General features: G+C 41.2%; 16 protein-coding genes. 8 read left to right on the forward strand and 8 right to left on the reverse strand.

Going from position 1 to position 14,847, the window contains the following annotated elements:
• Positions 1-22 precede the first annotated feature (22 nt).
• A complete protein-coding gene (locus QM629_RS09695) occupies positions 23-343 on the forward strand; it encodes a hypothetical protein (protein ID WP_415159614.1) in 321 nt (106 codons plus the stop codon).
• Here QM629_RS09695 and QM629_RS09700 read toward each other — a convergent pair whose 3' ends face one another.
• From QM629_RS09700 to QM629_RS09730, 7 genes are all read right to left on the reverse strand, one after another.
• Positions 344-1,309, reverse strand: a complete 966-nt coding sequence (locus QM629_RS09700; protein WP_415159615.1) for a polyprenyl synthetase family protein — start codon at positions 1,307-1,309, stop codon at positions 344-346. It abuts the gene before it with no gap.
• 180 nt (positions 1,310-1,489) lie between these two features.
• Entirely contained in the window at positions 1,490-3,502 is a 2,013-nt protein-coding gene (rnr, locus tag QM629_RS09705; RefSeq protein ID WP_415159617.1) for a ribonuclease R, read from the reverse strand.
• 113 nt (positions 3,503-3,615) lie between these two features.
• Entirely contained in the window at positions 3,616-4,707 is a 1,092-nt protein-coding gene (gene lpxK, locus QM629_RS09710) for a tetraacyldisaccharide 4'-kinase (RefSeq protein WP_415159619.1), read from the reverse strand.
• A gap of 54 nt (positions 4,708-4,761) precedes the next feature.
• Entirely contained in the window at positions 4,762-5,430 is a 669-nt protein-coding gene (gene bioD / locus QM629_RS09715) for a dethiobiotin synthase (protein WP_415159621.1), read from the reverse strand.
• Between the two features lie 59 nt (positions 5,431-5,489).
• Positions 5,490-6,032, reverse strand: a complete 543-nt coding sequence (locus QM629_RS09720) for an RsmD family RNA methyltransferase (RefSeq protein WP_415159623.1) — start codon at positions 6,030-6,032, stop codon at positions 5,490-5,492.
• Positions 6,029-6,904: a DUF3822 family protein gene (locus tag QM629_RS09725; protein WP_415159625.1), complete on the reverse strand. Its 876-nt coding sequence runs from the start codon at positions 6,902-6,904 to the stop codon at positions 6,029-6,031. Before QM629_RS09725 ends, QM629_RS09720 begins: the two co-directional genes overlap by 4 nt.
• Before the next feature lie 78 nt (positions 6,905-6,982).
• Positions 6,983-7,183 (reverse strand): hypothetical protein, encoded by a 201-nt coding sequence (locus QM629_RS09730; protein WP_415159627.1) that lies wholly within the window; start codon positions 7,181-7,183, stop codon positions 6,983-6,985.
• A gap of 478 nt (positions 7,184-7,661) precedes the next feature.
• Between QM629_RS09730 and QM629_RS09735 the strand changes: the two genes are divergently transcribed.
• The 3 genes from QM629_RS09735 (at position 7,662) to QM629_RS09745 (ending at position 11,908) form a co-directional block, all read left to right on the forward strand.
• Complete coding sequence (locus QM629_RS09735; RefSeq protein ID WP_415159629.1) at positions 7,662-10,091, forward strand: TonB-dependent siderophore receptor; 2,430 nt, start codon at positions 7,662-7,664, stop codon at positions 10,089-10,091.
• Between the two features lie 123 nt (positions 10,092-10,214).
• Positions 10,215-10,460 carry a 4a-hydroxytetrahydrobiopterin dehydratase gene (locus QM629_RS09740; protein ID WP_415159631.1) on the forward strand — a complete coding sequence of 82 codons (246 nt, stop codon included), beginning with the start codon at positions 10,215-10,217 and terminating at the stop codon, positions 10,458-10,460.
• A gap of 161 nt (positions 10,461-10,621) precedes the next feature.
• Positions 10,622-11,908, forward strand: coding sequence for an acetyl-CoA hydrolase/transferase family protein (locus QM629_RS09745; protein ID WP_415159633.1), 1,287 nt, complete (start codon positions 10,622-10,624; stop codon positions 11,906-11,908).
• Here QM629_RS09745 and QM629_RS09750 read toward each other — a convergent pair.
• Complete coding sequence (locus tag QM629_RS09750; protein WP_415159635.1) at positions 11,895-12,083, reverse strand: hypothetical protein; 189 nt, start codon at positions 12,081-12,083, stop codon at positions 11,895-11,897. The genes QM629_RS09745 and QM629_RS09750 overlap by 14 nt on opposite strands.
• 192 nt (positions 12,084-12,275) lie before the next feature.
• Between QM629_RS09750 and QM629_RS09755 the strand changes: the two genes are divergently transcribed.
• From QM629_RS09755 to QM629_RS09770, 4 genes are all read left to right on the forward strand, one after another.
• Complete coding sequence (locus QM629_RS09755) at positions 12,276-12,584, forward strand: SdpI family protein (RefSeq protein ID WP_415159637.1); 309 nt, start codon at positions 12,276-12,278, stop codon at positions 12,582-12,584.
• 573 nt (positions 12,585-13,157) lie between these two features.
• Positions 13,158-13,481, forward strand: coding sequence for a HepT-like ribonuclease domain-containing protein (locus tag QM629_RS09760; RefSeq protein WP_415159639.1), 324 nt, complete (start codon positions 13,158-13,160; stop codon positions 13,479-13,481).
• A gap of 6 nt (positions 13,482-13,487) precedes the next feature.
• Entirely contained in the window at positions 13,488-14,564 is a 1,077-nt protein-coding gene (locus tag QM629_RS09765; RefSeq protein WP_415159641.1) for an agmatine deiminase family protein, read from the forward strand.
• A 65-nt stretch (positions 14,565-14,629) separates the two neighbouring features.
• Positions 14,630-14,847: hypothetical protein (locus QM629_RS09770; protein ID WP_415159643.1), on the forward strand; the 218-nt coding region annotated here is incomplete at its 3' end.

Genomic DNA, 14,847 nt, shown 5'->3' on the forward strand with positions numbered 1-14,847 from the left:
CACTTTAAAACCATTAATATCTATGGGTTTTGATCAGTACCATGAACCGGCGAATGAGCTGCCGGAAAAAACGAGAACATTTGCACGTATGATAGCTTCCCTCGGTGAAGAAGCAGAAGCTATTAACTGGTATGAGCAGCGTATAGCAATTGAAAGAAACCGTACTGCAAAAGCTATTATGAAAGATGCGCAGAAAGAAGAGTTCAAGCACTTTGGAATGGACCTTGAATTTCTATTGCGCATGAAACCTGTATGGAAAGACATTCTGCAGGGCATTCTTTTTAAAGAGGGCAGTATTGTAGATCATGCTGATGATGCCGAAGAAAATGCGCCGGATGAATAGCTAATAATCACGTTGTATAAGGAACTCCGCAATTTCAAGCAAAGGTTTTTTTCTTGATGACAGCACTGCAATTTCCTCAATATGGAAAAGCGCTTTATCAAAATATTGTTGTTTTAATTGCCTTGCCCATTCATCCACATTGCAGTCGCGGAATATCTTAAGAACACGTTCTACCTTGTCGTTTGAATCGCTGTTTAATAAAGCATGCAATTCCTGCTGCTGGCTGCCGGTTGCCGTACGCAAAGCATGAATAAGCAGGAAAGTTTTTTTGTTTTGCCTGATATCGCCGCCGGCAGTTTTACCAAACTTTTCCGGATCACCGAATGCATCCAGGTAATCATCCTGTATCTGGAAAGCTATGCCGAGGTTTTTTCCAAATTCATATAAATGATCGCTGTTCCCGTCTCCCGCTCCGCCTATTATAGCGCCCATTTTTAAACTGGCGGCAAGCAATACAGATGTTTTCAATTCAATCATCTTTAAATATTCACCGGGCGAAACAGTGGAAAGCTTTTCAAAGTCCATATCAAGCTGCTGGCCTTCGCACACTTCTCTTGCCGTTTTGCTGAACAGGTTAATGATGGGCTTTAAATGGCTGCTGCTTATTTTATTAAGGTATTCATAAGCTACCACCAGCATTACATCGCCGGCAAGCAGGGCTGTGCTGGCGCCGTATTTCTGATGCACCGTTTCAAAACCACGGCGCCGCGGCGCCGCATCCATTATATCATCATGAATTAAGGTGAAGTTGTGAAACAATTCAATAGCCGTTGCCACCTGCCAGGCATCTTCATGAATATCATTGAACAATTCATTTCCCATCAAACACATAACCGGGCGGATACGCTTGCCGCCGAGCCCGAGAAAATAATCATTAGCAGCATATAAAGATTCAGGATATTTTGGAAAATGCGGCGTATTGAAACGCCTGGAAAATTCAATTGTAAGCTCTTTGAATGAATGCATGTAATTTAATGTAGGATGCAAAAAGTAGATAGAAGAAGTGTATGGGATGCAGGAATTATTTCCGGTGTTTACAGCCTGTGATTTCCGCTTTCAAATGCACAGGAAAAAGTAAACACTTTCAAATTCTGAAAACTTCTTATTGACATGATAATAATTTTAGGGTTGCAATGTATTTCATTTTTACTTCCCCTGGTTTTGCTTCTTCCTGCTCCCTGCTTCTTTTTTACTGCTTCTTCCTTCTCTCGTACCGCCATCTTTCACCCACTCATAATCCAGTTGCCTTTTATCAAGGTTGGCTGCCACTACCCGTATCATTACTTTATCGCCCATGCGAAATTGTTTGCCGCTTCTCCTGCCCACCAGGCTGTAATCGCTTTCAACAAGGCGAAATTCATCATATCTATTCAAGTCCTGTATGCTTATTAATCCTTCGCATTTGTGCTCCACTGTTTCTGCCCAAAAGCCAAAACGCGCCACGCCGCTTATTACCGCTTCAAATTCTTCGCCTAAAAACTGCTGCATAAATTCAACCTGCTTGTATTTGTTGGCGGCACGCTCTGCTTCCATGGCGGCACGTTCCCGCTCGCTGCAATGCGTACATTTTTCATCCATCTTTTTATCTTCAATAGGCTTCTTCTTTAAGCAGCTTGCAATAATGCGATGCACCATTACATCCGGGTACCGGCGGATGGGCGAAGTAAAATGGCAGTAATCTTCAAAGCCCAAACCATAATGGCCAATGTTCTCCGTTTTATACGCCGCTTTTGCCATAGTGCGAATGCCTAATTGTTCCAGCACATGCTGTTCAGGTTTGCCTTCCACATCTTTCAATAACTGGTTAAAGCTGGCCGCGATTTTTTCGGGCGAGCTCATATTGAATTTATGCCCGAACTTCCTGGAGAATTCAACGAAAGGAATGAGCTTTTCCTTATCAGGCTCATCGTGTATGCGGTAAGGAAAGGCCACCTCTTTTTTTGTTGCCCGTATATCGCTTATATATTTGGCAACGGTTCTGTTAGCGAGCAGCATGAACTCTTCAATCAACTGGTGGGCTTTCCGGCTTTCTTTTATTACAATGCCGATGGGTTTACCATGCTCATCTAATTTAAAACGTACTTCCTGCGAAGAAAAATTGATGGCGCCATTATTAAAACGTTCTTTGCGCATCTTTTGCGCCATGTCATTCAGTAATGCGATTTCATCTTTATATAAACCTTCGCCGCTTTCAATTATCTGCTGCACATCTTCATAAGTAAAGCGATGATCTGAATGAATAATTGTTCTGCCTATCCATGTTTTTTTGATCTCAGCTTTTGTGTTTATTTCAAATACAGCAGAGAAAGCATACTTATCTTCTTTAGGCCTTAGCGAGCATAGAACATTGGAAATATTTTCAGGCAGCATGGGGTTTACACGGTCCGGCAAATACACAGATGTAGCGCGCTTGTATGCTTCTTCGTCCAGCGCAGCGCCTTCTTTAACAAAATGGCTTACATCAGCAATATGCACACCAATCTGGTAAACCTCTTTTTTGACTTTTTTAATGGATATGGCATCATCAAAATCCTTTGCATCCACAGGATCAATCGTAAACGTAAGCACGCCGCGGAAATCTTTGCGCTTCTTCATTTCTTTCCCGGTTATATCGCCATTCAATTGCCCGCTTTCGGCAATGGCTTCAGCAGAAAAAGATAAAGGGAAACCGCTTTCGGCAATTATCTCCTGCATGGCCATATCATTTATCTTTTCCCCGCTTATAACACTTATTACTTCGCCAACCGGTTTTTTATCATCTGCATTCCAGCGCACTAAACGCACTGCCACATGGTCTTTATCTTTTGCACCGTTCACCTTATCAAACGGGATATAAAAATCAGGCATAGGCTTATCCGTATCAGGAATAAAAAATGCAGCTTTGGGCGATACCTGCAACATGCCTATAAACTCTGTGCGGTACCTTGATACCACTTCTGTTATCCTGCCTTCTTTTTTACCCGTAACCGGGTTTACTTTAAAAACTTTTACCCGAACGGTATCGCCATGCAAAGCATTTTTAAAGCTGTCGGGCCTCACCAGCACATCCCCGCTCCCATCGGTAATAATTACATATCCCAAACCACTTCTTGCAATATCAAGTTTGCCTTTAAGCAAATAAGCCTGGGAAGAATGGTGCTTTAATTGTTTATGTTTCATCTGTATCTCATCGCTTTTACATCATTAAATCATCACGCATTACATTGCGTGGGTTGAAAATTATTTGGCAGCAGGCTGTTTAAATCTGTTCGTCAATATACGTTACATGCAATTCATATTGCGTTTTCCATATTATCTTTTTTGAAACTATTCACAAAGCCCATAACCAGGTTGTTGAAGACTTCAGCATCATTAAACAGGAAAACAGATTGCACAGGCAATATATATAAAGGAACATGCAGGAGTTGTTCTTTAAACTTGAGCAACCGTACAGCATCTTTTTCTGTTGTAATAATGAGTTTATTTGGCGATTGGATTTTTTCAAACTTTTTATTGATGTCTTTTAAATCATCAATGGAAAAAATATGATGGTCGCTGTAACCTATCTCATCATACGCTGCGCTGTTTGCTGCTATATATTCCTTTAAGGGCTGCGGATGGGCAACGCCATATACCAGCAAAATTTCATCGTTTAAAGAAATGGGTTTTTGATTTTTTGTAATAACATGATACGGTATCCGGTATTGAATGGCTGTAAAAAAAACACGTTGGTGCTCTAATGGTTTTAACTGCTGCACGATCTTTTCCCTGGCTGCGCTTGAAAGGCTTAGCGGGCATTTTGTTACTACAATAATATCAGCCCTTTTGGCCGATATCTTCTGGTCGCGCAGATCGCCGGTGGGAAAGAAAAAATCATCTGCATACAGGTCATCATATACCGTTAATAAAATATTCAAACCAGCTTTTATGGCGCGGTGCTGAAAAGCGTCATCCAGTATTATTACCTGCGTGCCGGGCTTATCATGCAGCAATTGCGGTATGGCCACAATCCTTTCTTCGCCAACAGCTACAGCCACATCAGGAAACTTTGCATAGAACTGCATAGGCTCATCGCCAATATCAATGGCATCTGTATTTTCATTGGCCAGTATATAGCCCCTGGTTGTACGTTTATAACCACGGCTTAATGTGGCTGTTTCGCATTTATCATGCAATAATCCCAGCAGGTATTCTACCATTGGCGATTTGCCGGTGCCGCCAAGCGAGAGATTGCCCACGCAAATTACAGGCAGGTTGAACGATGCTGAATGAAAAATTTTTTTATTGTATAAAAAATTCCGGATAATAATCACAAGGCCATACAACAAAGAAAACGGGAACAATAAAATACGGAAGGACCGGAGGAAAAAAATATTCAAATTCATACTGTGTTAATAACCAAATATACAGCAATCGTTTTTTAAGGCATGGCACTGCTTTCAGCATACAGGCAAATTCTCTTTAAGCTGTGCTGCCTGCTGCCGTATAAAAGCTGCATTGACCACGCCGGCTAAAGGCAGTGAAGCAATTCTTTTATACCCGCTCCATTGCATGATCTCTTCTTCATAATTCATATACTGATCATTAAATATCCATCCCAATACTTCTATATGATGCGCTTTGCAAACCTGGGCTGTTAGCAAAGAATGATTAATGCTGCCAAGATAATTACGGCTTACCAAAACAACTTTTGCTTGTAGTTTCTTTATAAGATGAAGCACAAATTCATTTTCATTCAATGGCACCATTATACCGCCTGCGCCTTCAATAATTAAATGCTGAGCGGTAACTGTTGAATGGTGAGATGAGCCCCGGGCATTGATTATTTTAAAATAATCTTTTTCAATCTCATCCAGTTCAATCCTGATCCCTTCTTCTTTCGCTGCAATATGCGGCGAAGCAGGCAACTTCAGTTTATAGGTTTCAGGATAGATTTTTGTTTGTGTATTACTGATAACGCTTTGAATAAATGCGGCGTCTGTGCCTGCATCAAAACCAGCCTGCACCGGTTTCCAGTAATCTGCCTGCAAGGCTTCTGCAAGCACCGCGGCAGCAACTGTTTTGCCAACATCTGTACCTATGCCTGTTATGAAAATTGTTTGCCCCATTCCTACAGGAGTTTTATGAAGTTCAAAATTATTATTTACCGCATTTTAAATACAGGCTTTCAAATAACGGGGGTAAAAAATGAAAATACGGTTGTTCCATAATTTCTTTTAAAGCTAAAGCCTTTATACGTTTCATAATCGTTGCGTGGCGTATGTTCCAGTACAAAATAACCATCCCGGGCAATCAGGTTTTTTTCAACAATCAGCTTAGGCAATTCATCAATTGCATGTAAGGCGTAGGGAGGGCCCGCAAAAATAAAATCGTACTGTTCGCCGCAGGTGGAAAGAAAATGAAACACATCCATCTTTAATACACTGGCGTTTGTAATTTTAAGCTGCCCGATATTTTTCTTAATGAAGGCATACATGGCGGCGTCTTTTTCTACAATGGTTAACGTTGCGGCTCCTCTTGAAGCAAGCTCATAGCTTATGCAGCCCGTTCCGCTAAAAAGATCAAGCGTTATGGCGCCTTCCAGATCTATTCTCGCTTGCAAAATATTAAACAACCCTTCTTTTGCTATATCTGTTGTGGGCCGTGTATAAGGCATTCTGGAAGGAGGATGTATTTTACGGCCGCCTAATGAACCGGAAATGATCCTCATACAATATAATTTATGTAAGGAACGAAATAGTGGCCCGGATACTCCTTAAACTCATCACCGGCAAACAACGTTTCATCCACTTGCATCAATTGAAAACCTTCGAGATACTGATATAAAGTTTCATACAGCTTTGATGCGTTATTAATAAAACCACCGCATTGTATTGCCACGGTATCGGCCACTGCATATTGCCTGCAAACATTCAAAACAAAATACAATACATCTTCCGGCGTAGTATATTCTACAGTGTTTAAATAATTCAGCCTGCCTTCCCTGAACAGGCAAATTGTAAAATAACGGGGATAAAAAAACAAATATATCCGGGTTTCTTCCGTATGCTTCAGCAGGGCAAGTAAAGCTGTGAAATTGTGGGTGAAGGTGGCGCCGGTAAAACACTTCGCTGCTATTTCCTGTTTATCCGCTTCTATGCGCCATGCCACAGTGCAAGGGCCGGCCTGTGCAGAAAACAGGGCAGATGAAGGAAGGCTGCCTCTAAGCAGTTCAAAATTCTGCTGCAAAAAAGCAGCCTCGTTTTTTCCATTCGGAATGCATAAAGCTTCATCCGTATTCCAGAAAAAGATCGTGCCTGTTACAGGCATGGCAAGCAGCCTCGAACGCAGCCTTGCATTATCTATAAGCTCTTCAAAATCCAGGGAAGACAGGTCATTATACTGGAAAAACTCAAAAGCCCGCAATATATTATCTGCTCTTTTTTTACACCAGCAGGCTATATGGCGCATGCCGGCTTCAATAAATAGCTGCACATCATTTAGATCCTCAGAATATATGCTATATGTTTTTTGAAGCATCTGCAATGTTACGGAAGATTTTTTGTGCGTGGCTGCGGGGTCTCCGGCAAAGCCATCCGGCATGCATGTTCAAGCAGCCCGGCGTATTCCTTTTCAGCGCAATCAATTGTGCTTGATGTTTGGTTAAGGTGGTTCAATGCATTAATTCTCTGAAGGTATATCACTTATATCGAGCGGCATAATATTAAAAGAAGCATTTATATTGGCTTTCTTATAAATATCATTTTGGCTGCTTGCATATTCCTTTGCATTCTGTTCAAGCCAGAAAGCGGAGTCATTTCTCAATATGGGCTTTCCGTCAATTGTAAATGCTTCAAAAACCACGTAAATTTTCTTCTTCATAAGGTATTTAATTTTAATTCATTACGATAATGGATTCTTCAATTAAGGGTTTAAGGAGTTCAAAATAGATACCATTACCCTAACGCATAATGTTAATTCTTTTAACTTATCAACTTTTTTCGGCATCGTTGAAAAATAACCTGCTATGATTAATTACTGCCGGGCAAAGCCTGCCATAACTGATGGTAATAAGGTTCACATCATTGAATGTTGGGGGTACCTAAAAAATTTTAATGTTTGGAATATTAATTCTTAAAGGATTTTATAATTGACGATTCCTGCCTGTTCCAGGCGGAAATTATTAGATTATTGAATATTGAGTATTTTCTATATCAAACAGCATTGGTTAAACATTGAGCAACTTTTCTATAATTAAAATGCATAATCATCTTCTCTTTTCCCGATTGCGTAAACTTGTTTCCCAATTTAATAAACCCAAACGTTTCAGCAGGCGGAATTTTGCAGCCAAATTTTTTAGATGAAATATGCACGCAGACAATTCGCAACAGGAAAGGTATTTTTTGCATTTCTTTTCATACTGGCAGCACATAGCGCATGGGCGTTTGCTGATGAAAATGATGAGGGATCTGGCGGTATCAGGGGGAAAATCACCACATCAGACAATAAACCTGCCGCAATGGTAACCGTGAAAGTGAAAGGAACCAGGAAAAATACAGTTTCGGCAGATGACGGTTCTTTTATTATCCGCAATATTCAGCCGGGTAATTATGAACTTGAATTTTCATTGATCGGATATGAGACCATTTCTAAAACCATAACCATTGTAGCCAATAAAACAGAAGATATTTCTGTTCAGCTACAGGTATCAGATAAAGAGCTGCAGGAAGTGATTGTAAAAACGGGCAGCGGTTATAAAACCAATACGCCTTCTTCCAGCCTTCGCCTTACAACGCCTTTACTTGATGTGGCACAAAATATTCAGGTAGTAACCAATAAAACCTTAAAAGACCAGCAGGTTATAAGCATGAGCGATGGCGTTATACGTAATGTAAGCGGGGCGGTAAGGCTGGAGCACTGGGGCGATTTATATGCAAACATCACAGCCCGCGGTTCGCAATTGCAGGCGTTTAGGAATGGTTTTAATGTTGTTAACTCTTATTGGGGCCCGCTTACAGAAGATATGAGCTTTGTTGACCATATTGAATTTGTGAAAGGCCCTGCAGGCTTTATGCTTTCCAGCGGCGATCCGGGTGGCCTGTATAATGTAGTAACCAAAAAGCCAACAGGCACTACAAAAGGCGCAGCAGAAATTACGGTTGGCAGTTATGACCTGTATCGTGCAACACTTGATCTTGATGGAAAACTGAGCCAGGATGGCAAACTCTTATACCGCTTAAACCTGATGGGCCAGAATAAAGGTTCTTTCCGCCCGGATGAATTTAATAACCGTTACAGCATTGCGCCGGTAATTTCTTACCAGGTTGATGATAAAACAAAGCTTACGCTTGAATATACTTTGCAGCACGCGAAAATGAGCGACCTCGGTTCTTATTACGTGTTTTCTACAAAAGGTTTTGCCACGCTGCCAAGAGACTTTACAACATTGCCCCCGGGCCTTGAGCCAACAACGATTAACGATCACAGCCTGTTTTTAAATATGCAGCACCAGTTAAGCAAAAGCTGGAAGCTGACCGTGCAAGGCGCCTATTTTTATTACCAGCAAATAGGCACGTCTTTATGGCCAACTGCCGTTAATGATGATGGTACAATGATAAGGAATGTAGCAATATGGGATGCTGTAAGCAATATGACCATGGCGCAGGCTTTTGTAAATGGAGAAGTTTATACCGGCAACATTCGCCATCGCATTCTTGGCGGTATTGATATGAGCAATAAACAATACTGGGCTGATTGGGGACAAAGTTTTGACCTGGATAGCATAGGTGGTGAATTCAACACGCTTGACCCCGGAAACAGGATGCCAACAAACGGTTACCCGTCATTCGATCATAGTTTATCAACATTAAAACAAAGGGCCACCGCCATCGGCGGTTTACAAAATTCCCGTTATTCAAGCGTTTACGTGCAGGATGAACTGGGCTTTTTTAATGATGTGCTGCGCTTAACGCTTGCCGGCCGATATACATACATCAGCCAGTCGGCCTGGGGCGAAGATGCAGACAAGGCAAAGCATTTTACACCACGTGTTGGCGTTAGTGTTTCTGTTGACAAGTTTACTTCCGTTTATGGATTATACGACCAGGCCTTTATTCCGCAAACCGGGGGCAGGTTAACCAGTGGCGGTAAAATAGAACCTTTAACCGGCAATAATATTGAGTTTGGAATAAAAAGAGATTGGGCTGACGGTAAATGGAACACAACACTGGCTGTATATCGCATCTTGAAGAATAATGAAGTAACGGCCGATCCCAATTCAAACCCTTCAAACCCAACATCTATTATAATCGGCCAAAAAAGGGCGCAGGGCATTGAATTTGATTTACGGGGCAAAATAACTGACGGGCTTAGCCTTATCGCAAATTATGCCTTAACAGATTCTAAAGTAACCAAAGCATCAGAAGATGGTGGTTTACAGGTTGGCGATTATGTACCGGGGTTTGCCACACATACGGCCAATGCCTGGTTAAGCTATGAAGCGCAAAATGGTGCACTGAAAGGTACGGGCATTTCAGCAGGGTTTACTTGGCTTGGCGACAGGCATACAAATGATGATGTTACAGATGCGGCCCAGCTTAAACTGCCCGATTATTTTAAACTGGACGGCGGATTATTCTGGCAGGGCGATAAAATAAGGATTACAGCAAACGTGTTTAATATCCTCAATAAATATTTATACAGCGGTTCTTATTATTCCTGGGGCGGATATTATTATTATCAGGCAGAAGCTCCGAGAAATTTAAGATTGAGCGTTGCTTATAATTTTTAGACAGAGATAATAATGCCAGCCCCAAACACAGCCGCCGGGTTACCCGGCGGCTGTGTTGTTTAAACAGTTTGTGCATGATACATTTTATTGGTAAAAAAATTGCTGCAATTAAAAAAAACAGATATGAAAATTCCCGCCGGCTGGATTGAAAAAGATAATAATTTATACCGGAAAATTGAATTCAAAGATTTTTCCGAAGCTTTTTCCTTTATGGTACGTGTGGCAATAGAAGCGCAGTGCATGAATCATCACCCTGCCTGGAAGAATATATATAATACGGTAGAGATATGGCTCAGCACGCATGATGCAGGTGATGTTGTTACCGGAAAAGATATAAAGCTTGCAGAAAAAATAAATGAGCTTGTATAGGTTCCTCCAAACGCATATAATTGTTATGCGCATAAAAATAGCAGGCAGTTTAACCCATACATAATTTCCTGCTTCAAATCAATAATATGTATTTGCGGCAGGGGTGACGTTTGTCATATAACACTTATACCGGTTAAATATTTTTGCAGTAAACTTTCCACATGAGAATCCCTGTACATTACGTAACACCCAAAGAGGCTTTATCTGTAATAAAAAGCAACCAGCGTGTATTTATACATGGCAGCGCGCATACACCTTCCTATTTGCTGAAACACCTTGCACTGGAAGCAGAGCGGCTGCGTAATGTTGAAGTTGTTTCCGTAAGCGTTTATGGCAGTCTGCACATAAACAAACCTGAATATAAAGACAGCTTCAGGCTGAATTCCCTGTTTGTATCTGCCTCATTAAGGCAGGCTGTGAATGATGGTTATGGAGACTACGTGCCTGTATTTTTAAGTGAGATACCCATTTTATTCGACAGGATGATTTTACCAATTGATGTGGCGATTGTGCAGGTATCTATGCCTGATGTGCATGGCTATTGTTCGCTTGGTTGTTCAGTTGATATAGCTAAAAGCGCTGTAAATAACGCCAGGTACATTATAGCGCAGGTAAACCCCCATGCACCGCGCTCGCACGGCGATGGCATGGTGCATTGCAGCCGTTTTACTTCAATGGTTTATTGTGAAGATGAACTGGCTACAGCCAATTTTTCAGAAAAATGCGGGAGCGAAACACAGGTGATAGGTGAGCTCGTAGCGGGGCTTATTGAAGATAAAAGCACCATTCAAATGGGCATTGGCGCTATACCTGATGCAGTCTTAAGCTCACTTACAAACCATAAAGACCTTGGCGTGCACACCGAAATGTGCTCGGATGGTATTATTAAGCTGATTGAAAACGATATTGTAAACAACAAATACAAAAAGATCCACCCAAACAAAACCGTATCTTCCTTCGCTGTGGGCTCCAAAGATTTATACAGTTATATAAATGATAATCCCGCTTTTGCCTTTCTTGTAATTAATTATGTAAACGATCCGCACGTTATACGCCGCAACAATAAAATGATAGCCATAAACAGCGCCATAGAAATTGATATAACCGGGCAGGTGTGCAGCGATTCTATCGGCACGTACCAGTATTCCGGCGTGGGCGGACAGATGGATTTTATGCGCGGTGCAGCATTAAGCGAAGGCGGTAAACCCATAATTGCCATCCCTTCAAGAACAGCCAAAGGCATTGCCCGTATTGTGCCGGTGCTTAAGCCCGGCGCCGGCGTAGTTACCACAAGGGCGCACGTGCATTACGTGGTAACGGAATATGGGGTGGCCTATTTGTATGGCAAAAACCTAAAGCAGCGCGCGAAGGCGCTTATCAATATTGCGCATCCGGATGACAGGGAGGCCCTTGAGAAAGCCTGCTTTGAAAGATTCAAAATGTTTTAGCCCGCAAAAAGTTATCCCAATACCTTAATGTTTTTCCTTTTAATGTAATCATGCCATAGCAGCATGGCGGTAACCGTTCTGTATGGCCGCCATGCTTTCTGCAATGGCAACCATTTTCTTCTTTGGTAACGCCTGCATGCAGTTGCTTTACATGCTTTAAGCCAATATGCGGCATATTGTATGGAAGTCATTTTGCTGTATGTATGAAGCATAAAAGGCAAAAATATACAGTTGGGATTTGCTGCAACTGCCGGTTCAAAAAATTATAATTTTAAGCCTGTAAACCGGCAATATGCTTTGGGCGCGAATGACATTTAGCAGATAGCTCCGGTTTATAACCCATAATTTTATCTATAAATAAAAGCTTATGAACCTTATGATCTTTGGGGCTGTCTTATTAATATTTGGTTTCGTATTAAAAAAATTTCCGCCGGATTATTATACCCAAAGGTTTTATGGTTACAGAACGCCAAGATCGCAAAGAGATGAATCCTCCTGGAATAAAAGCAATCGCCTTGCGGCAAGGTATATGATAATTTTTGGCCTGGCTGATTTGATAATCGGGTATGCATTAGTTACTTTATTAAACGAAAGCGCAATCATCAAAATCGCAGGCATCCTTTTAATTCCCGTAACACTCGCAATTATATTTTTCCTGGTTGAAAAACAACTTTAAATAATTAAGGGAACGATATTATTGCAGCCCGCACCATCTTCTAAACAAAATCATAATCTCGTATTGGTAGGGTGCATTTCAAATTTTCGCAGCCTGGTTTTGCCTGACCCTATCCCCTAAAGGGGGAACTGTCCCGCTGGTATGCTGATATCCCCTTTAGGGAGATCTCTTGCGGAGTATAATATCTATTATTTATAGTATTTTTATTGCTGAAATAATCAGGCCCAAAACCTGTCCGTGCTAAAAATCTGTGGGACGCGCTTGCCTGTAGTATACAATTCTTGTAATACCACTTACTGAATGTAAGCAGGCTTGCCGCAACTTTTAAAGATCATCTTACAATGTCATTAACTTAAGGCAGGCACATCTTCTAAATATTTACTAATTATTTTGCGGAGATTTACAACTGAGCATTCCTGCCCGACTGATTCAGTCAGGCGGGGATTATTGTGTATTGAATATTGAGTTTTCTTAAGTTAATGACATTGGATCATCTTATATAAATATGTTCTTAGCAAGGAAAAATATCAATGAAGTTGTTCACGATAGTATTGGGTCGGGAAAATTAAAGCTATGAGAATATTGCATACAGCAGACTGGCATATTGGCCAGCTTTTTCATGAGTACGATCGTACATACGAACATCAGCAGTTTTTGAATCCCAAAACTTATGATGCTGTTTTGATGAATTTCGTAATAATTGCAGAGGCCTGTAACCGTATAAGCCCTGACTTACAAACACAACATCCTGAAATAACAGGGCAAGATGTAAGAAGGTTTAGGAACTATATTGCACACGATTATTTCGGTGTAGATATTGATATGGTTTGGCAATCGCTGAATACAGATTTGCCTAAATTAAAAACAGGTTTGCAAAAAATCATAGAAAACAAATAGACTTAAATGATTATTGAAAATAACAACCCCCCTTTAGGGGATGGAGGCCCCACCCCCCGCCAGCTCGGCTTTTACTTTCCGGCAGAATTTGCGCCGCAGGAAGCTATGTGGCTGAGCTGGCCGCACAAGGAAGCATCGTGGCCGGGAAAAATTCATGCAGTTTATAAACCATATTCGCAATTTATAAAAGTGGTTTCAGCAGGGCAGAAGGTGTGTATTAACGTAGTAGATGAAGCAATGAAAGCTTTTGCTGAACGTGTTTTATTAAAGGAAGATATAAATATGCAACAGGTGGAATTTTTCCTGCACCCAACCAACGATGCCTGGTGCCGCGACCATGGCCCGGCATTTGTAATAAATCCGGAGAAGAAAGAAAAAGCCATTGTTGACTGGGGTTATAACGCCTGGGGCAATAAATATCCGCCTTATGATTTGGATGATGTAATACCAACTTTAATCGGGCGGGAATTGGGCCTGCCGGTTTTTTATCCCGGCATTGTTATGGAAGGTGGTTCAGTGGAATTTAATGGTAAAGGAACATTGCTCACTTCAACAGCATGCCTTTTAAACTCTAACAGGAATCCGCAACTAAACCAGCAGCATATTGAAAATTATTTGCGGGAATATTATGGCGTTGAACAGATCCTTTGGGTGGACGAAGGGATTATTGGCGATGACACCGATGGCCATATTGATGATACCGTTCGTTTTGTAAATGAAGACACGGTAATTACGGTTGTGGAAGAAAACAAAGCCGATGAAAATTATGAACTGCTGCAACACAATTTGAAACAATTAAAGGCCATGCGTCTGTTAAACGGCAGGCAATTAAATATTATTGAGTTGCCTATGCCGGATGCTGTGGTTTATGAAGATCAGCGTCTGCCCGCATCGTATGCCAATTTTTATATTGGAAATGAGGTGGTGGTGGTGCCGGTTTTTGAATGTGGTAAGGATGAAAAAGCGCTGCACATTATTCAGCAACAATTTCCAACCAAGAAAGTAATTGGTATTAATTCGGTTGATATTATCTGGGGATTGGGCAGCTTTCATTGTTTAAGCCAGCAGGAACCTGCCGTGTGAAGATTGCGGAAAAGGCATTTGTTTTGAAAGGCAAACAGAAGCATCATTCAACAAGACAAACATGAATGAATAATGTTCGTGATTTACATATCCGGGAGGAAATATCCCCTTTATTAGATTTTACCCTTAACAGTTTTGCAAGGGAAGAACTGGTCATTATACTATATTGTCTAAATAATTCCGATTTTGTAACTTTGTTGAAAAACTATGAGTTACAAAATTTCCCTATCAGTAAAGGAACAAAGAGAATTAAAGGACCTATTACAAAAGACGGAACAGGCCA

It is taken from the genome of Parafilimonas sp. (genome assembly GCF_047606085.1).
Taxonomy (GTDB): domain Bacteria; phylum Bacteroidota; class Bacteroidia; order Chitinophagales; family Chitinophagaceae; genus Parafilimonas.